Source organism: Pseudomonas sp. MWU16-30323 (genome assembly GCF_020515595.1).
In the GTDB taxonomy this organism is placed as follows: Bacteria; Pseudomonadota; Gammaproteobacteria; order Pseudomonadales; family Pseudomonadaceae; genus Aquipseudomonas; species Aquipseudomonas yamanorum.
In genome coordinates this window covers 94302-111236 of record NZ_JAIWYM010000012.1, presented here as the reverse complement: position 1 = coordinate 111236, position 16935 = coordinate 94302, and the positions used below count along the sequence as shown (strand labels likewise).

The following is a 16935-nucleotide window of genomic DNA, read 5'->3' as shown; positions in this document are numbered from 1 at the left end:
GTACGCAGGTGTGGAAGACCGGGACGTTAGGCACCCGGCGCGCTCGAAAGCGCCCCGCGCACAACCACCATAAAACACAGACGATAAAAAGCGCCTGACTCTAGGTGGCGCTTTGTGCGCCTAACGATATAAGGGCTTCCACACCCTGTCACTGAATTTGCAGCGACAGGGCAAAGACTAGTCAGTCGACGCACGCCGAACAAGTTCGCGCCGACCGCTACACGTTGCGGGAAAAGTCCGACGACACACATTCATGCGCTGTGCACATAACCCTGTGGGAGCTGGCTTGCCTGCGATGGCATCGCTGCGGTGTATCAGTAACACCGCGCCGCCTGTATCGCAGGCAAGCCAGCTCCCACATTTGATTTGTGTCACTCAGGGAATTGTCGGCAGGCTTATTTACGCTGCAACAACCCGGGGAACTGCGCCACCAGCTTCTGGTTGTTCAACGGCGCGCGGATAAACCCGCGTTGCGTCCCATCCGGCCCGATCAGCGCCAGGTTACCGCTGTGGTCGACGGTGTAGTTGGGCTTGCTGGTGTCCGCCGGAATGAACGGAATACTGACCGCGTTCGAAACCTTCTGCACATCCTCCACATTCGCGCCGGTCAGGCCTTCGAACTGCGGATCAAAGTAGCCGAGGTACTGCTTGAGCTGCGCCGGCGTATCGCGGTTCGGGTCAACGCTGACCAGGATCACCTGCAACTTATCCACCACGTCTTTAGGCAGTTCGCTCTTGATCTGGCGCAGTTGGGCGAGGGTGGTCGGACAGATGTCCGGGCAGAAGGTGTAACCGAAGAACAACACGCTCCACTTGCCTTTCAGCTCGTTGACCACCACCGGCTGGCCGTCCTGGTTGGTCATGGTCACCGGCGGCAACTGGCGGCTTTGCGGCAGCAGGATGATGCCCGCATCGATCAAGGCAGTGGGGTCGCCCTGGCCTTTGCCACTCAGGACTTTGTTGACGGTCAGGCCCATGATCAACGCGACAATGGCCACCAGAATGAAGACAGTTTTTTGAGTTCGAGTCATAGGTTCAACAATAGGTAATGGTCTACGAGCAGGGCGATAAACAGCGCGAACAGGTACCCGATAGAGTACTTGAAGGTGTTGATCGCCGCGTGCGGCCGACTGCCACGGTACAGCACCCAGGCCCATTGCAGAAAGCGCCCGCCCAGAACCAGCGCGCACACCAGGTACAGCACGCCGCTCATGTGGATGACATACGGCATCAGGCTGACCGCCAACAGGGCGAAGGTGTAGAGCAGGATATGCACCTTGGTGTAGTGCTCGCCGTGGGTCACCGGCAGCATCGGGATGTCGGCCTTGGCGTATTCCTCCTTGCGGTGAATCGCCAGGGCCCAGAAGTGCGGCGGGGTCCAGGCGAAGATGATGAGCACCAGCAGCAGCGGCTCGGCGCTGACGTGGCCAGTGACGGCAACCCAACCCAGCAACGGCGGCGCGGCGCCGGCCAGGCCGCCGATGACGATGTTCTGCGGCGTCGCACGTTTGAGGAAACCGGTGTAGATCACCGCGTAGCCCAACAGCGAGGCCAGGGTCAGCCAGGCGGCCAGTGGATTGGTAAACGCCAGCAACAGCGCCAGCCCGGCAACCGCCAGCACCAGCGCAAAAACAAGCGCCGCCACAGGCGATACGCGCCCTTCCGCCAGCGGACGTTTATGGGTACGCGCCATCAGCGCATCGATGCGCCGATCCACCACATGGTTCACCGCCGCCGCACCGCCGGCACACAGGGCGATCCCCAGGTTGCCGAAAATCAGCACCGGCCAAGGCACCCCGGCGCGGGTGGCGAGGAACATGCCCACCAGCGAGGTGATGAGCATCAGCACCACCACTTTGGGCTTGGTCAGCTCCAGGTAGTCACGCCAGATCGCCTGGCTATGACGCTCGCCGATCAAGGTCGCCATGGCATCTCTCCTTTTAGGGTCATGAGGCCCGACACGTGTTTACGCGGGCTGAAGCGCCAGCCGAACGGCAACTGATGTCGCACTCGAACCAGGCTGGTGCGGGCGTGGTAATTGACCAGCACCAGCGTCAGCAGCAACGCCGCGCCGCCGGCGTTATGCGCGACCGCAACCGGCAGCGGCAGGTGGAAGTACACGTTGCTCAGGCCCAGGCAGATTTGCGCCGCCAGGGCGATCAGCAACAGGCCGGCCAAGCGGGTCATGCCGACCACCTTGAGCTGCCAGGCCAGGCCCAGCAGCACGACGGTGACCAGCAGCGCGCCAATCCGATGGGTCAGGTGAATCGCCGTGCGTGCATCACTGTCCAGTTGCCCGCCGAGGTAATTGGGGCCGATATGCTGGGTCAGGTGAAAGCCATTGGCGAAATCCGCCGCCGGCCACCACTGCCCGTGACAAGTCGGCAGGTCGATACAGGCTACGGCCGCGTAGTTGGAACTGACCCATCCACCCAGGGCAATCTGGCCGATCACCAGCACCAGGCCAGCCGTCGCCCAATACTGCAAACGCCTGGGCACGATCAGCGCCGGCAATACACCGGACAGCCGCAGTGTCAGCAAAAACAGCAGGCTCAACGTCGCAAACCCACCCAATAAATGCCCGGTAACCACTTGCGGCCAGAGCTTCAGCGTCACCGTCCACATGCCAAACGCCGCCTGGGCAAACACTACAGCCAACAGGAACAACGGCAACTTCAACGGCTGCCCCGGATGATGACGATGGGTCCAGGCCCGCGCCGCCAGCAGCACGATCAACAGCCCCAGGGTGCCGGCAAAGTAACGATGGGTCATCTCGTTCCAACCCTTGTCCGCCTCCACCGGTGTGTCCGGGTAATGCAGTTCGGCATGGGCCAGCTGGGCTTCGCTTTTCGGCACGCTGATAAAGCCATAACAGCCCGGCCAATCCGGGCAACCAAGGCCCGCGTGGGTCAGCCGGGTATAGGCCCCCAGCAGCACCACGATCAGGGCCAGCAGGGTGGCAAACAGCGCGAGGCGAAATCCAGGTTTGGCCATGACGGTGTCCTTATCCGATGTTCGACAGTTTCAGCAGCAGGCGCAGATCGTTGAGCAAGTCCTTGCCCTTGACCCGAGCGTCGTAGCGCAGCACCAGGTTGCCGTGGGGGTCGACGATCCACAGCTGGGCATCGCCAGTGCCTCGGGCGGCAGCGTCTTTATTGAAGGTCGAGAGGTCGAGGGAATAGCGCTGCAGTTGCGGGTATTCGGCCTTGAGCTTGGCGTCGTAGTCAGTGCTTACCGGCTGTGCGCTGGCCAGGGCGTGGCTGGCGCGAGAGGCATCGCGGCCCAGGCCGATCTGGAGTTGGCGTGCGAGGTACACCAGCTGCTGGCAATCGGCAGTGCAGGCGGCGGGCGCAGTGACCAGCAGTTGCCAGCGGTCTTCGTCGGCCTGCACGCCAATGTCGGCACGGGTCTGGCCATTGCCGATCATCTCACCGTGGTAGCTGCGGCTGTCCGGCACCCAGAACTGCAACTTGTACATGAAGGTGGCGAGCACCATCGGGCCGATCACCATCAGCAAAATCAGGATCAGTTGCCAGCGCCCCTTGCGCCGGTTGGGCGCTGCTGGCGCGTCAGACATGTTGAGTGGATTCATGGCCGCTCCCATGGCGCTTCTCCTTTGTGTTGTGCCATCCGAGGTAGAGGTAAAGACCGAACAGCGCCACTGCCATGGCGAACCACTGCACGGCATAGCCCAGGTGCTTTTCCGGGCCCATGGCGACCACGGGCCAGTTGGTCTCGTAAGTGCCGGGGCCCGCTTCAGCCCGCACTTCATAGGCGAATCCGCTGCGGCCCAACTCTTTCCAAAGCGCTTCGGGATGCAGTGCAGTCAGCAATCGCGGCCACTGTGCGCCCGCCGGATCGGCGTGCAGCTGGAAGGTCTCGCCGGGCGCCACATAGACCCAGGCGTCGAGATTCAGCAGTTGCTCGGGGGTGGTGAAAACCGGCGGTGTGCGACGGTCTGGCCAGGGCAACCAGCCGCGATTGAGCAGCAGCCACTGACCGCTGGCCTGATCATGGAAAGGCTGCAAAAGCTCCACACCAACCTTGCCATCACGAAAGCGGTTATCCAGCAGCACGCTGTGCTCGACGTCGAATTGCCCGCGCAAGTGCACGCGACGGAACGCCGGATCTTCGGTGGCCTGTAATTGCGTACTGCTCATGGGCTCGGCGGCGCGGCGCGCGGCGTAGGTTTCCAGCAGCGCCTGTTTTTCCTGGCCGCGGGACAGCTGCCAGAATCCGAGAAATACCAGCAACGGCAGCAGCACGAGCACCACCAGCGTCGGCGCAATACCGGGGCGAAAGGGTTTCATGGCATTGCCGCAGAGGTCGGTGCTGCGCTGGCTATACTGAATCTCATTGCTCGCCCCCTCCAAAAAAGACCCCCGGAGCCCACCATGCTCAAAGCAGCCATTGCCCTGATGCTGATTGCTACCGTCGTGAGCCTGTTCAGTGGCTTGTTCTTCCTGGTCAAGGACGAGGGCAACTCCAATCGCCTCGTCACTGCCTTGACCGTGCGTGTGGTGCTGGCCGTGATCACCCTGGGGTTGATCACCTGGGGTTTCTTCAGCGGCCAGCTGGTGTCTCAAGCGCCTTGGTGAACGACCTCAAAGCACGTAAACGAAGAAAAACAGCCCGATCCACACCACGTCCACAAAGTGCCAATACCAACTGGCCGCCTCGAACCCGAACTGGTGCTCGTTGTTGAAATGCCCCTTCAGGATGCGCATCAGCATCACAAACAAAATGATGGTGCCGATGGTCACGTGGGCGCCGTGGAAGCCGGTGAGCATGAAGAAGGTCGCGCCGTATACGCCGGAACCGAGGGTCAGGCCCAGCTCCTTATAGGCATGGATGTATTCCTCGGCCTGGAACCCGAGAAATGCCCAACCCAGCAGTACGGTGATCGCCAGCCAGATCTTCAGCGCGCCGCGATGGCCCTTGCGCAAAGCGTGGTGGGCGATGGTGATGGTTACGCTGGAGCTGACCAGCAAGATCGTGTTGATCAGCGGCAAGCCCCAGGGGCTGATGGTGCCTTTGGGCGCCGGAAACAGTTTCGGGTCAGGATTGTTCAGCAGCGGCCAGGCAAATTCGAAGTTCGGCCACAGCATGTGCGCGATGCCCTTATGGCCTTCGCCCGCCAGCCACGGCGCCGACATATGCCGCACATAAAACAGTGCGCCGAAGAACGCGATGAAGAACATCACCTCGGAGAAGATGAACCAGGTCATGCCCCAGCGAAAGGAGCGGTCCATCTGCGAACTGTACAAACCGGCGCGGCTTTCCTTGATCACCGCGCCGAACCAGCCAAACATCATGTAGGCCAACAGCAGGCCGCCGACGAAAAAGATCAGCGGGCCGTGGGATTCCGGGCGTGCGGCCTTCAGGTCGTTGAACCAGGTAGCCAATCCGAACACCGTAATCAGCATGCCCAACGTGGCAATTATTGGCCATTTGCTTTGCGCTGGTACGTAGTACGTATCATGAGTCGACATGTATTCGTTCTCCTAATCGAGCCCGCAAGCAACGCCTAGCCGCCGGTATGGACAGCCACGGGCGGTTGGCGCGCGGTGATATCGAACAGCGTGTACGCCAGGGTCAAATGCTTCACATCCTTGGGCATGGCGCGATCGACAATGAAGCGCACCGGCATTTCTATGCGCTGACCTGGCTGTAGCACTTGCTGGGTGAAGCAAAAACACTCGGTCTTGTGGAAGTACATCGCCGCCTCGGCGGGCGAAATGCTCGGCACCGCCTGGGCGGTCATCGGCTTGTCAGTGGGGTTGTAGGCCACGAACAGCATCTCGGTGACCGCGCCGGGATTAACCACCACCTCGTCGGCCTTGGAGTGGAATTCCCAGACCATGTCGATGGCATTGGTGGACAGGAACTGCACCCGCACCTGGCGCGTCGGGTCCACCACCTGCTCGCCTTCATACTGCCCGGCGGTCTTGCCGTTGATGCCGAACGCCTTGCACATCACGTCGTAGATCGGCACCAGGGCAAAGCCGAAGGCGAACATTGCCACCACCAGGATCAGCAGCCGTGTGACCAGGCGCTTGATAGGCACGGACTCAAGCATGGCGGCCACCTACGAATGAATGCTCTGTGAATGGCCTTTCTGTGGGAGCTGGCTTGCCTGCGATGCTGGCAACTCGGTCTTTCAGGTACACCGAGGTGATGCCATCGCAGGCAAGCCAGCTCCCACAGGATGGGGAGGTGTTCATTTGACCTCCGGCGGCGTGGTGAAGGTGTGGTACGGCGCAGGCGAAGGGATGCTCCACTCCAGCCCTTCGGCACCGTCCCACGGCTTGGCCGGCGCAGGCGGGCCGCCACGGATGCACTTGATGACGATGAACAGGAAGAAAATCTGCGTCGCACCAAAGGTGAAAGCGCCGATGGAGGAGACCATGTTGAAATCGGCGAACTGCAGGTTGTAGTCCGGCACCCGACGCGGCATGCCGGCAAGTCCTACGAAGTGCATCGGGAAGAACGCCATGTTCATCCCCACGAACGACAGCCAGAAGTGCAGCTTGCCCAGGGTTTCGTCGTACATGTGGCCGGTCCATTTCGGCAGCCAATAGTAGGCCGAAGCGAAGATCCCGAAGATCGCGCCGGGCACCAGTACGTAATGGAAGTGCGCCACCACAAAATAGGTGTCGTGGTACTGGAAGTCCGCCGGGGCGATCGCCAGCATCAGCCCGGAGAAACCGCCAATGGTGAACAAAATCACGAAGGCCACGGCGAACAGCATCGGCGTCTCGAAGGTCAGCGAGCCTTGCCACATGGTGCTGACCCAGTTGAACACTTTCACCCCGGTAGGCACCGCGATCAGCAGCGTGGCGTACATGAAGAACAGCTCGCCCACCAGCGGGATGCCCACCACGAACATGTGGTGCGCCCACACGATGAACGACAGGAACGCGATGCTCGCCGTGGCGTACACCATCGAGGTGTAACCGAACAGCGGCTTGCGCGAGAAGGTCGGGATGATCGAGCTGACGGCGCCAAAGGCCGGCAGGATCATGATGTACACCTCCGGGTGGCCGAAGAACCAGAACACATGCTGGAACAACACCGGGTCACCGCCACCGGCGGCACTGAAGAAGCTGGTGCCGAAATGGATATCCATCAACATCATGGTCACGCAACCCGCCAACACCGGCATCACCGCGATCAGCAGGAACGCGGTGATCAGCCAGGTCCAGACGAACAGCGGCATTTTCATCAGGGTCATGCCGGGGGCGCGCAGGTTGAGGATGGTGGCGATGACGTTGATCGCGCCCATGATCGAACTGATGCCCATCAGGTGGATGGCGAAGATGAAGAAGGTCACGCTTTCCGGCGCGTAGGTGGTGGAGAGCGGGGCGTAGAAGGTCCAGCCGAAGTTCGGCCCGCCGCCGGGCATGAACAGGGTGGACACCAGCATCAGGAACGCCGCCGGCAACAGCCAGAAACTGAAGTTGTTCATGCGCGGCAGGGCCATGTCGGGCGCGCCGATCATCAACGGGATCATCCAGTTGGCCAGGCCGACAAACGCCGGCATCACCGCGCCGAACACCATCACCAGGCCGTGCATGGTGGTCATCTGGTTGAAGAACGCCGGCTCGACGATCTGCAAGCCGGGCTGGAACAGCTCGGCGCGGATCACCATGGCGAACGAGCCACCGAGCAGGAACATGCAGAAGCTGAACCACAGGTACATGGTCCCGATGTCTTTGTGGTTGGTGGTCAGCACCCAGCGCATCAGGCCCTTGGCGGGGCCGTGAGCGTGCTCACCGGCATGACCGTGGTCATCGATCACAGCGCTCATGGCCTTTCTCCTGCGAACGAGTGGGCGGGACGGTTCAGGGAATACGCAATGAAGGAAGTCATTTGCTTTCCGCCTGTTTCAGAGCCAGCACATCTTTAGGCGTGACCATGTCGCCTTTGTTGTTGCCCCAGGCGTTACGCTCGTAGGTCACGACCGCTGCGATATCGACTTCCGACAGCTGCTTGCCGAACGCCGCCATGGCGGTGCCGGGCTTGCCGAAGTACACGCGGTGCAGGTGGTCTTCCTTGGGGCCCGTGGCAATCGGCGAGCCTTTGAGCGCCGGGAACATTGGCGGCAGGCCTTGGCCTTCAGCCTGGTGACAGGCCACGCAGGTGGTGTGGTAAATCTTGTCACCACGGGCCACCAGCTCGTCCAGGGTCCACTCCTTGGAGGTCAGCTCCTTGAGCTTGGCCGCCTCGGCTTTGCGCTCGCCAAGCCAAGTGTCATAGTCGGCCTGGGTCTTCACATCCACCACGATCGGCATGAAGCCATGGTCCTTGCCGCACAGCTCGGCGCACTGGCCACGGTAGATGCCGGGCTTCTCGATCCGGGTCCAGGCCTCGTTGATGAAGCCGGGAATCGCATCACGCTTGACCGCAAAGGCCGGCACCCACCAGGAGTGGATCACGTCGGCCGCGGTCACCAGAAAACGCACCTTGGCGCCCACCGGCAGCACCAGCGGCTGGTCCACCTCCAGCAGGTAATGCTCACCTTTGACGGCCTGGTTGTGGATCTGCTCGGCGGGCGTGGCCAGGTTGCTGAAAAACTCGACGTCCTGGCCCAGGTACTTGTAGTGCCACTTCCACTGGTAGCCGGTGATCTGGATATCGATATCCGATTCACTGGTGTCATACATGTTGATAAGGGTCTTGGTGGCTGGAATCGCCATCGCGATCAGAATCAACAAGGGCACCACGGTCCAGAGAATCTCAACCGTCGTACTCTCGTGAAATTTGGCCGCCACCTGGCCCGTGGAGCGCCGGTGAAGGATCATCGACCAGAACATCGCGCCAAACACGACAATGCCAATCGCCACACATATCCAGAAAATGGTCATGTGCAGGTCAAACACGGCGTGACTGACTTCAGTGGCCCCTGGCGCCATATTCGTGGTCCAGGCGGCTTGCGCCTGGCTGAATACTGACCACAACAGTAGGCCCATCCAAACATGTGGATGTCGCGTCATTGCGGGTTCCCCTTATCATTCTTGTTATCCCGCCGGTTTGCACCTGCGGCCAAGGGAGCGGCTTCCATACTGCTTACAACCGCCAAGCCTTGCCTGCTCATGCAGTCGGGCGTCATCAGCTAATTGCGTACAAAACCGAGTATAGACAGCGACCGCCACCCCGCAATGTCATCGGGCAAATGAACGAAAATGAGGAAACAGACCACACAACAAGACCGATGGCGCCCGTTATCCGACGAACGATGGCGATTTGATATAACGACAGTGCATAACCGTGAAATAATTATGACAAATGCGTCTTAGGCGCTCGTATAAACGAGCTACCTTATTCTCTCCCTATTTCCTACGCCTGCATCACTGGAGCTTTCATGAACACCGCCGCATTGCGCGAGCAGATTTCCCGTGCCCATCAACACGAATCCAGCACTGGCCAGCTTGCTCTGCAGCTGGAAGTCCAGTTGCCGCACCTGCACCCGGCGATTTCCCTGCCTGACGTCGACGCCAAGGGCGTGATGACACGTTTTGTCAGTGCCTACATCGACCAGGTCCCGGATCTGCTGGACGCAGCCAATGATGTTGCCCGCGAGGCCGGTATTGAAAGCCAGATCAAACCGGTGCTGAAAATCGCCGAGCATTTCTTCCTGCAACCGCCAGCGATCCTGGCCGGGCATGAAGGTTTGGACGGATTGCTGGATGAGGCTTATCTGGCTCATCGCCTGGTGGAGGAGGTCAACGATCTGTATATCAAGCACTTCGGCCAGCCGTTGATTCCGCTGGATACCACGGTGGCGAACGTGATTGCCCACCAATTGATCGGCGAGACCTTTGCCAACCAGTTGGACGAAGCCGTGCACCACGCCGTGGATGAGATGCTCAACGAAGAGAGCTTTGCCCTGGAGTCGGTCGAGACGTACCGCGACAAGCTCAAGAGCCCGGACACGGAAGCCGCGTGGAAGCGCTGGCCGTGCCTGTCGCGGCAGTTGGGTGTGGGCCTTGAGCTGGACCAGCCAGCCTGAATGTCCCGGCCTGCATAGATCAAATGTGGGAGCGGGCTTGCCCGCGATGCCGGTGTATCAGCCAATACATTTTTGACTGATCTATCGCCATCGCGGGCAAGCCCGGCTCCCACAGGGTTATATATAGTTCACACGGCAGCCGAACCTATCCCGGTCGTCGTCCGCACCCGTCCTTCCAACCTGCGCTTCAACCCCCGTGCCTCGATCATCAGCTTCGAGCCCTTGGCCGCATTGGCCCGCCCCCACTCTTCCAGCAATTCAAGGCAGGAGTGGTCGATGTAACTCAGGTTATTGAGTGGCACATGCAAGGTGGTCCCGGCGGGTACCGTCGACAGCACCTGAGTCAATGCCGGCACCTTGAGAAAGGTCCCAGCCCCCGTCAATCGCAACTCCATCTCGCCATCCTGCGGCAGGTCCACCAGGCTTATTTTCAGGCGTGAAGCCTTGAACGCCAGCTTGACCAGTGTCAGCCCAAAGCCCACCAGCACACCCGTCAACAAGTCGGTGAAGATGATCGCCAGGGCTGTCGCTGCGTAGGTAAACATCGGCATCCGCCCGTAACGCGCCAGGCCACGAAATGCCTTCATGTCCACCAGCTTGATCCCGGTGTACACCAGCACACCCGCCAGGCTCGCCACCGGAATGCTTTGCAGCACACTGGACAGCAACAGCACGAACGCCAGCAGCCACAAGCCGTGGAACATCGCCGACAAACGCGTGGTAGCGCCGGCCTGGACGTTGGCCGAACTGCGCACGATCACACCGGTCATCGGCAGGGCGCCGACCAGGCCACACAGCATGTTGCCCACGCCTTGCGCCGACAATTCCTTGTCGAAATCGGAACGCTGGCCACTGTGCATGCGGTCAACTGCCGCTGCCGAAAGCAGCGTTTCCGCACTGGCGATAAAGGCCACGGCGAACGCGGCGATCAACAGGGTGGGATCGGCCAGGTTCAGCAGGTCGCTGGGGCGTAGCCAGTCGATAGCGTCCGCCAGGTTTTCCGGCACCTCCACACGCTTGACCTGCAACGCCAGCACCAGGCTGGTAACTGTCGCCAATCCCACGCCGAGCAAGGCGCCGGGCACGAAACGCAGCTTTTGCGGACGGAACTTGTCCCACAGCCACATCACCAGAATCGTCGACAGCCCTAGCAGGCCAGCCTGCCAGCCAAGCCCGCCGCCCAGTGTAGGAATCGCCTGGACCAATGCGGCGGGAAAGCCGGCAAGGTTATCCAGCCCGGAGGGTTTTGGCACACCGTCGAGCATCACATGGACCTGCGACAGGACAATCAGCACCCCGATTCCCGCCAGCATCCCGTAGACCACCGCAGGCGCCGTAACACGGAACCAGCAGCCCAGGCGCAAACGCCCGGCCACCAACTGCAGGAAACCGGCCAGCAAGAGGATCGGCCCGAGCATGGCCATACCATGCTGGCGCACCAGTTCGAACACCAGCACCGCCAAGCCAGCAGCCGGGCCGCTGACTTGCAGCGGCGACCCCGCCAACCAACCCACCACAAGCCCACCGATGATCCCGGTGATCAGGCCTTTAGCAGGTGGCATCCCTGACGCGATGGCGATCCCCATGCACAGCGGCAAGGCAACCAGAAACACAACCACGGAGGCCAGCAGCTCCCGTGGCAGCACAGCTTTTAATTGAGCAGCACGCATGATGACTCTCCCGAGGCATTTGCCGGGCGTGGCAACGCCTGGCTGCTCGAATGGCAGCCATCGCGTTACCCGACAGGGGATTGTTTTAGAAGCGCGCTTTTGGCGTCGCGGACGGGATCGGCTGGGTACCGTTCAACGGCAGGAACGCCGCCTGATCCGCATCGTAGGCCCTGATCTCGCTGGTCTCGATGTCGTAGACCCAGCCATGGATAAACAGATGCCCATTGGCCATGCGCGACGCTACCGACGGGTGCGTGCGCAGGTGCTGCAACTGGGCGATCACGTTTTCTTCGGTCAGCACATGCATGCTTTCGTGCTCGTTGGCGCAGTCACAGTTGTCCTGGACCATGGTCTTGGCGACCTCGGCGTGGCGCAGCCAGGCCTTTACCGTGGGCATTTTTTCCAGGCTCAGGGGGTTGAGCACTGCGCGCATGGCGCCGCAATCGGAGTGGCCGCAAATGATGATGTGCTGCACGCCGAGGGCCAGTACCGCGTACTCGATGGCCGTGGAAACACCGCCGTTCATCTGCCCATAAGGCGGCACGACGTTGCCGACGTTACGGGTCACGAACAAATCCCCTGGGGAACTGTGGGTGATCAGTTCGGGAACGATGCGCGAGTCGGCGCAGGTGATGAACATCGCTCGTGGGCTTTGGGCCGTGGCGAGTTTTTTGAAGAGTTCTTCCTGCTGCGGAAAGATCTCGTTATGGAAATGCAAAAAGCCTTCAACGATGTGCTGCAGCGCTGCATCGGCGGACTCCGCCTCGTGAGGGGCTGAAGCCGACGCAGCCAACGGCTGTTTATCCTTGTCACTCATAATTCATCCTCTTGGTTGGAGCAGGGGAGTTTTCCAGTGCGGCTGGCGCCCAAACCGAAGCGCCGACTCATTAGTCACTCGATGAACAAGGTACCCGCCGAAACTTAACTCAAACTGAATGAACCGCTCTAGATCGGGGCTTTCAGTGATATCAAAACGCGACTATCCCCAACAAGGTCACGCGCCTTTCCCATCAGTTTACAACAATGCCATCTGCCTGCCCGGTGGGCAAAACGCCGTGCAATCCAGATTAAACCCTTCCCGGCGATTGAGCCCCAATCGTTTGATCGCCTTGGCGAAACGTTGCGCCAGCAAATCGGCAAACGGCCCTTCGCCACACATGCGTACACCGAAGCGGCTGTCATAGACCTCACCACCGCGCACCTGCCGCACCAGGCTCATTACATGGGCCGCGCGCTGCGGGTAGTGGGCCGCCAGCCATTCTTCAAATAGCGGCGCAACCTCCAGGGGCAGGCGCAGCATCATGTACGCCGCACTTTGTGCGCCAGCGGCATGCGCTTCGGTCAGCAGGCTTTCCAGCTCGCTGTCGTTGATCATCGGAATCATCGGTGAACACAACACGCCCACCGGGATCCCCGCCTCACGCATCACCCGAATCGCCCGCAGCCGCGCCTTGGGTGCAGCCGTGCGCGGTTCCAGGATGCGCTTGAGCTCATCGTCCAGGCTGGTGAGGCTGATCATTACCGCCACCAGCCGTTGCTGCGCCAGCTCGGTCAGCAGGTCGAGGTCCCGCAGGATCAGCGAACCCTTGGTAATGATCGTCACCGGGTGGCGATAGCGCAGCAGCACTTCGAGGGTCTGCCGGGTGATCCTGTACTCGCGTTCGATAGGCTGGTACGGGTCGGTGTTGGAGCCCAGGTTGATCGGCGCGCAGGTGTAGCCCGGTTTCGACAATTGCTGCTCCAGCACATCAGCGGCGTTGGTCTTGGCGATCAGCTTGGTTTCGAAATCCAGCCCCGGCGACAGGTCCCAATACGCGTGGCTGGGCCGCGCATAGCAGTAGATACAGCCATGCTCGCAGCCACGATACGGGTTGATCGCCCGATCAAACGGGATATCCGGCGAGCTGTTGCGGGTGATGATGGTTTTCGCGGTTTCGATACGGACTTCGGTGCCCTGGGTCTGTGGCACTTCCTGATACCAGCCGTCGTCTTCCGCCACACTGACAGTGGGCGCGAAACGGTTGTGCAGGTTGGTGGCCGTGCCGCGCCCGCGAGGCGGCAGAGGAGTGGACATGAACGCGCCTCTATACTGTTTTTTTATACAGTATAGAGGCGCAAGGTTTCTGACCAGTGCCGTTTGGCGGTCAACCTCCAATCAGTGCTTGGAGGTCACCTGGCCAAGGTCATCGCCAGAGGTCGTCTGCATATCATTCTTGCGCAGGTTCGCGACGTCACTGGCTTTCACCGGCTGGCCTTTGTTACCCCAACTGCCTCGCACGAAACTGACGACATCCGCCACTTCCTGATCCGACAAACGCCAGGCAAACGCCGGCATGGTGAAGGTCGAAGGCGCGGTGTGGGTCGCCGGCAGCGTACCGCCGTTCAACACAATGTTGATCAACGAGGTGGCATCCGCCGTCTGCAACACCGGGTTGCCCGCCAACGCCGGGAATACCCGGGTGTAGCCATGGCCATCGGTGCGGTGGCACGCCGCGCAGTTGTCGATATACACCGATGCCCCGGGCTTGCTGTCATCGCCTTTCCACAGCGCATCGGCGACCTGCTTGTCGTACTGGTGCGGCTGATCCTTGGGATCCACCGCCGGCAGGCTCTTGAGGTAACGGGCGATAGCCGTCAGGTCATCTTCCGACATGTACTGCATGCTGTGGACCACAACGTCACTCATGCCGCCAAACACTGCGCTGCGATCACTGCGGCCGGTCTTGAGGAATTGCACCAGTTGGTCTTCGCTCCAGCTACCCAGGCCGTCCTTGTGGTCGCCCCGCAGGCTCTTGGCAATCCAGCCTTCCAGCGGTGCGCTGCCGGAAAGGAAAGCGCTGCCGTCCGACGCACTCAGGGATTTTTCCTCCATGGTCAGCGCCCGTGGCGTATGGCAGGCACCACAGTGGCCAAGACCTTCCACCAGATACGCGCCACGGCTGATCACCGGGTCCGCGCCCGCTTGGGCCTGATAGTCCTCGACCTTGGGCGCGAACATCCAGCGCCAACCGGCCAACGGCCAACGCATGCTCAACGGCCAGGGAATGTCGCTGTCCTTGTTAGCTTGCGCCACCGGCTCTACACCCTTCATGAAGTACGCGTACAGCGCCTGCATGTCGCTTTCACTGACCTTCGCATAAGACGGATAGGGCATCGCCGGGTAAAGGGTGCTGCCGTTCTTGGCGACGCCATGGCGCACGGCCTGGTCGAAGTCCTCGAAGCTGTAGTCGCCCAAGCCGGTTTTATCCGGGGTGATGTTGGTGGAGTAAATAGTGCCAATCGGGGTTTCCATCGGCAGGCCACCGGCGAACGGCTTGCCGCCCTTGGCGGTGTGGCAGGCCACGCAGTCACCGGCACGCGCCAGGTATTCGCCCTGTTTGACCAGGTCGGTTTCAGCCGCACTGACCGAGCAGCTGCTGATCAAGGCGAGCGAGGCAATCACAAATGCTTTCATGGTCATCGCTCCTTATGCCTGAACCAGTGGGCCGGGGTTTTTCAGGTACTGCTCGCGAATTGCCCGCGCCGACCAGTAGGTCAATGCCGCCACCAGACCCGTAGGGTTGTAGCCCAACCCTTGTGGGAACGCGGAAGCGCCCGGGACAAACACGTTGTGTACGTCCCAGCACTGCAAGTAGCGGTTCAAGGCACTGGTTTTCGGGTCGGTGCCCATGATCGCCCCACCGTTGAGGTGGGTGGTCTGGTAAGAGGCGGTGTTGAAGTGCTCGCCCACCTTTTTGCCCAGCAAGGCGATTGCCTTGGGGTTCATCGCTTCGGCGATCTTGCTCATTTTGTCGACCATGAAGCGGTTCATCTTGATGTCGTTTTCCTGCCAGTCGAAGGTCATGCGCAGCAGCGGCATGCCGTAGGCATCGCGGTAAACCGGGTCCAGGTCGAGGTAGTTGCCACGGTAGGATTGATGGGCGCCGTGAGCATCCATCGACACCTGGTGGGTGTAGTAATCAGCCGTGGCGCGCTTCCACGCGCTGCCCCAGGCCGGCGTGCCCGGCGGGTTTGAGGTGCCAGCAATCGGCCGGCTGCCTGCCTGGTTGACCCACATTGGCGAGCCGCCCACAAAGCCGTGAGGCCCGTGGTCGAAGTTGTCCGCGTTGAAGTCATCGATCGCCACGCCATTGCCGCCGGCACCGATGAAGTTGTTGGTGTGCACGTCCTTGTCGAAGAACGCCTTGATGGTCGCCATGTTCTGGTAGGCGAAGTTGCGGCCCACCACGCCCTCGCCGGAGATCGGGTCGTAGGGTTTGCCAATGCCCGACAGCAGCATCAGGCGCACGTTGTTGAACTGGAAGGAACCGAGGATCACCAGGTCCGCCGGCTGCTCGCATTCCCGCCCCTGGGCGTCGACATACGTCACGCCGGTCGCCTTGCGCTTGGTGCTGTCGAGATTGACCTTCAGCACGTGAGAATTGGGCCGCAGTTCGAACTTGGGCTCCAGCCGCAAGGCCGGCAGGATGTTCACGTTCGGCGAAGCCTTGGAATACATGTAGCAGACATAACCGCTGCAAAAGCCGCAGAAGTTGCACGGCCCCATCTGCGCACCGTAGGGATTGGTGTAAGGACCCGACGTATTCGCGGAAGGCAGGTTGTAGGGTTTGTAGCCCACGGCCGTGGCGGCCTTCTGGAACAGCTGTGCGGAGACAGTGTTCTTCTGCGATTCCAGCGGGAAGTGATTGGAGCGATCCGGCGCATAAGGGTTGCCGCCCTTGCCTTCGCCCACCAGTTGGCCTTTCACCGTCCAGGCTTGCCCCGAGGTGCCGAAGACTTTCTCGGCATAGTCGAAGAACGGCTCCAGCTCTTCATAGCTGACGCCGAAATCCTGGATGGTCATGTCCTTGGGAATGAAGTTTTTCCCGTAGCGCTCTTCGTAATGGCTGCGCATGCGCAACTCGATCGGGTCCACCCGGAAGTGCACGCCGGACCAGTGCAGACCGGCACCGCCAACACCGTTACCGGGCAAGAAGGCGCCGAGTTGGCGGTTGGGCATGGCGACGTCATTCACACTATGGCGAATGGTCACGGTTTCCTTGGAGATGTCCTGAAAGAGCTTTTTACGCACGCTGTAGGTCAGTTCGTCGATGACCTGGGGATAGTTGCCGTCCGGGTAGGTATCCTGCATCGGGCCGCGCTCCAGCGCTACCACGTTGAGGCCCGCTTCCGTCAGCTCCTTGGCCATGATCGCGCCAGTCCAGCCGAAGCCGACGATCACCGCATCCACTTTCTTCATGATGGTCGCCACGT

The 16935-nt window shown here is 60.9% G+C and carries 16 protein-coding genes; 2 read left to right on the top strand and 14 right to left on the bottom strand.

Going from position 1 to position 16935, the window contains the following annotated elements:
- Window positions 1-395: 395 nt before the first annotated feature.
- From LIY45_RS16330 to LIY45_RS16310, 5 genes are read right to left on the bottom strand one after another with little or no spacing between them, the layout of a single operon-like run.
- The gene (locus tag LIY45_RS16330; protein ID WP_010168617.1) at window positions 396-1031 is read right to left on the bottom strand and encodes an SCO family protein; all 636 of its coding nucleotides are present in this window, start codon (window positions 1029-1031) and stop codon (window positions 396-398) included.
- Complete coding sequence (cyoE, locus tag LIY45_RS16325; RefSeq protein WP_226476920.1) at window positions 1028-1927, bottom strand: heme o synthase; 900 nt, start codon at window positions 1925-1927, stop codon at window positions 1028-1030. The genes LIY45_RS16330 and cyoE overlap by 4 nt, the downstream gene beginning before the upstream one ends.
- Window positions 1915-2994: a COX15/CtaA family protein gene (locus LIY45_RS16320; protein ID WP_226476919.1), complete on the bottom strand. Its 1080-nt coding sequence runs from the start codon at window positions 2992-2994 to the stop codon at window positions 1915-1917. Before LIY45_RS16320 ends, cyoE begins: the two co-directional genes overlap by 13 nt.
- Window positions 2995-3004: 10 nt before the next feature.
- Window positions 3005-3604, bottom strand: coding sequence for a hypothetical protein (locus LIY45_RS16315; protein ID WP_226476918.1), 600 nt, complete (start codon window positions 3602-3604; stop codon window positions 3005-3007).
- Window positions 3570-4310 carry an SURF1 family protein gene (locus LIY45_RS16310; RefSeq protein ID WP_226476917.1) on the bottom strand — a complete coding sequence of 247 codons (741 nt, stop codon included), beginning with the start codon at window positions 4308-4310 and terminating at the stop codon, window positions 3570-3572. Before LIY45_RS16310 ends, LIY45_RS16315 begins: the two co-directional genes overlap by 35 nt.
- An 84-nt stretch (window positions 4311-4394) precedes the next feature.
- Here LIY45_RS16310 and LIY45_RS16305 point away from each other — a divergent pair, with 84 nt between their 5' ends.
- Complete coding sequence (locus LIY45_RS16305) at window positions 4395-4598, top strand: twin transmembrane helix small protein (protein WP_177069825.1); 204 nt, start codon at window positions 4395-4397, stop codon at window positions 4596-4598.
- A gap of 6 nt (window positions 4599-4604) precedes the next feature.
- On the opposite strand, the gene LIY45_RS16300 is transcribed toward LIY45_RS16305, so the two are convergent.
- The 4 genes from LIY45_RS16300 to coxB form a co-directional block, all read right to left on the bottom strand.
- The gene (locus LIY45_RS16300) at window positions 4605-5492 is read right to left on the bottom strand and encodes a cytochrome c oxidase subunit 3 (RefSeq protein WP_177043565.1); all 888 of its coding nucleotides are present in this window, start codon (window positions 5490-5492) and stop codon (window positions 4605-4607) included.
- A 35-nt stretch (window positions 5493-5527) separates the two neighbouring features.
- Window positions 5528-6079, bottom strand: a complete 552-nt coding sequence (locus tag LIY45_RS16295; RefSeq protein ID WP_177084514.1) for a cytochrome c oxidase assembly protein — start codon at window positions 6077-6079, stop codon at window positions 5528-5530.
- Window positions 6080-6220: 141 nt separating this feature from the next.
- Complete coding sequence (ctaD, locus tag LIY45_RS16290) at window positions 6221-7810, bottom strand: cytochrome c oxidase subunit I (RefSeq protein WP_226476916.1); 1590 nt, start codon at window positions 7808-7810, stop codon at window positions 6221-6223.
- Window positions 7811-7868: 58 nt separating this feature from the next.
- Complete coding sequence (gene coxB / locus LIY45_RS16285; RefSeq protein WP_226476915.1) at window positions 7869-8996, bottom strand: cytochrome c oxidase subunit II; 1128 nt, start codon at window positions 8994-8996, stop codon at window positions 7869-7871.
- Window positions 8997-9364: 368 nt separating this feature from the next.
- Here coxB and LIY45_RS16280 point away from each other — a divergent pair, with 368 nt between their 5' ends.
- Window positions 9365-10012 carry a hypothetical protein gene (locus LIY45_RS16280; RefSeq protein ID WP_017477957.1) on the top strand — a complete coding sequence of 216 codons (648 nt, stop codon included), beginning with the start codon at window positions 9365-9367 and terminating at the stop codon, window positions 10010-10012.
- A gap of 128 nt (window positions 10013-10140) precedes the next feature.
- Here the strand turns inward: LIY45_RS16280 and LIY45_RS16275 are convergent, their stop codons facing one another.
- The 5 genes from LIY45_RS16275 to LIY45_RS16255 form a co-directional block, all read right to left on the bottom strand.
- On the bottom strand, window positions 10141-11682 hold the full coding sequence (locus tag LIY45_RS16275) for a SulP family inorganic anion transporter (RefSeq protein WP_226476914.1): 1542 nt from the start codon (window positions 11680-11682) through the stop codon (window positions 10141-10143).
- Between the two features lie 85 nt (window positions 11683-11767).
- On the bottom strand, window positions 11768-12499 hold the full coding sequence (locus LIY45_RS16270; RefSeq protein ID WP_017477955.1) for a carbonic anhydrase: 732 nt from the start codon (window positions 12497-12499) through the stop codon (window positions 11768-11770).
- A gap of 198 nt (window positions 12500-12697) precedes the next feature.
- Window positions 12698-13756: a PA0069 family radical SAM protein gene (locus LIY45_RS16265; protein ID WP_226476913.1), complete on the bottom strand. Its 1059-nt coding sequence runs from the start codon at window positions 13754-13756 to the stop codon at window positions 12698-12700.
- Between the two features lie 81 nt (window positions 13757-13837).
- Window positions 13838-15136, bottom strand: coding sequence for a cytochrome c (locus tag LIY45_RS16260; protein ID WP_226476912.1), 1299 nt, complete (start codon window positions 15134-15136; stop codon window positions 13838-13840).
- 12 nt (window positions 15137-15148) lie between these two features.
- Window positions 15149-16933: a GMC family oxidoreductase gene (locus LIY45_RS16255; protein WP_026078029.1), complete on the bottom strand. Its 1785-nt coding sequence runs from the start codon at window positions 16931-16933 to the stop codon at window positions 15149-15151.
- Window positions 16934-16935 lie beyond the last annotated feature (2 nt).

Coding starts and splice junctions, on each gene's coding strand:
- LIY45_RS16260 (WP_226476912.1), bottom strand. CDS start 15,136: ATGAAAGCATTTGTGATTGCCTCGCTCGCCTTGATCAGCAGCTGCTCG.
- LIY45_RS16280 (WP_017477957.1), top strand. CDS start 9,365: ATGAACACCGCCGCATTGCGCGAGCAGATTTCCCGTGCCCATCAACAC.
- LIY45_RS16315 (WP_226476918.1), bottom strand. CDS start 3,604: ATGGGAGCGGCCATGAATCCACTCAACATGTCTGACGCGCCAGCAGCG.
- LIY45_RS16310 (WP_226476917.1), bottom strand. CDS start 4,310: ATGAAACCCTTTCGCCCCGGTATTGCGCCGACGCTGGTGGTGCTCGTG.
- LIY45_RS16305 (WP_177069825.1), top strand. CDS start 4,395: ATGCTCAAAGCAGCCATTGCCCTGATGCTGATTGCTACCGTCGTGAGC.
- ctaD (WP_226476916.1), bottom strand. CDS start 7,810: ATGAGCGCTGTGATCGATGACCACGGTCATGCCGGTGAGCACGCTCAC.
- LIY45_RS16330 (WP_010168617.1), bottom strand. CDS start 1,031: ATGACTCGAACTCAAAAAACTGTCTTCATTCTGGTGGCCATTGTCGCG.
- LIY45_RS16295 (WP_177084514.1), bottom strand. CDS start 6,079: ATGCTTGAGTCCGTGCCTATCAAGCGCCTGGTCACACGGCTGCTGATC.
- LIY45_RS16275 (WP_226476914.1), bottom strand. CDS start 11,682: ATGCGTGCTGCTCAATTAAAAGCTGTGCTGCCACGGGAGCTGCTGGCC.
- cyoE (WP_226476920.1), bottom strand. CDS start 1,927: ATGGCGACCTTGATCGGCGAGCGTCATAGCCAGGCGATCTGGCGTGAC.
- LIY45_RS16265 (WP_226476913.1), bottom strand. CDS start 13,756: ATGTCCACTCCTCTGCCGCCTCGCGGGCGCGGCACGGCCACCAACCTG.
- LIY45_RS16300 (WP_177043565.1), bottom strand. CDS start 5,492: ATGTCGACTCATGATACGTACTACGTACCAGCGCAAAGCAAATGGCCA.
- coxB (WP_226476915.1), bottom strand. CDS start 8,996: ATGACGCGACATCCACATGTTTGGATGGGCCTACTGTTGTGGTCAGTA.
- LIY45_RS16270 (WP_017477955.1), bottom strand. CDS start 12,499: ATGAGTGACAAGGATAAACAGCCGTTGGCTGCGTCGGCTTCAGCCCCT.
- LIY45_RS16320 (WP_226476919.1), bottom strand. CDS start 2,994: ATGGCCAAACCTGGATTTCGCCTCGCGCTGTTTGCCACCCTGCTGGCC.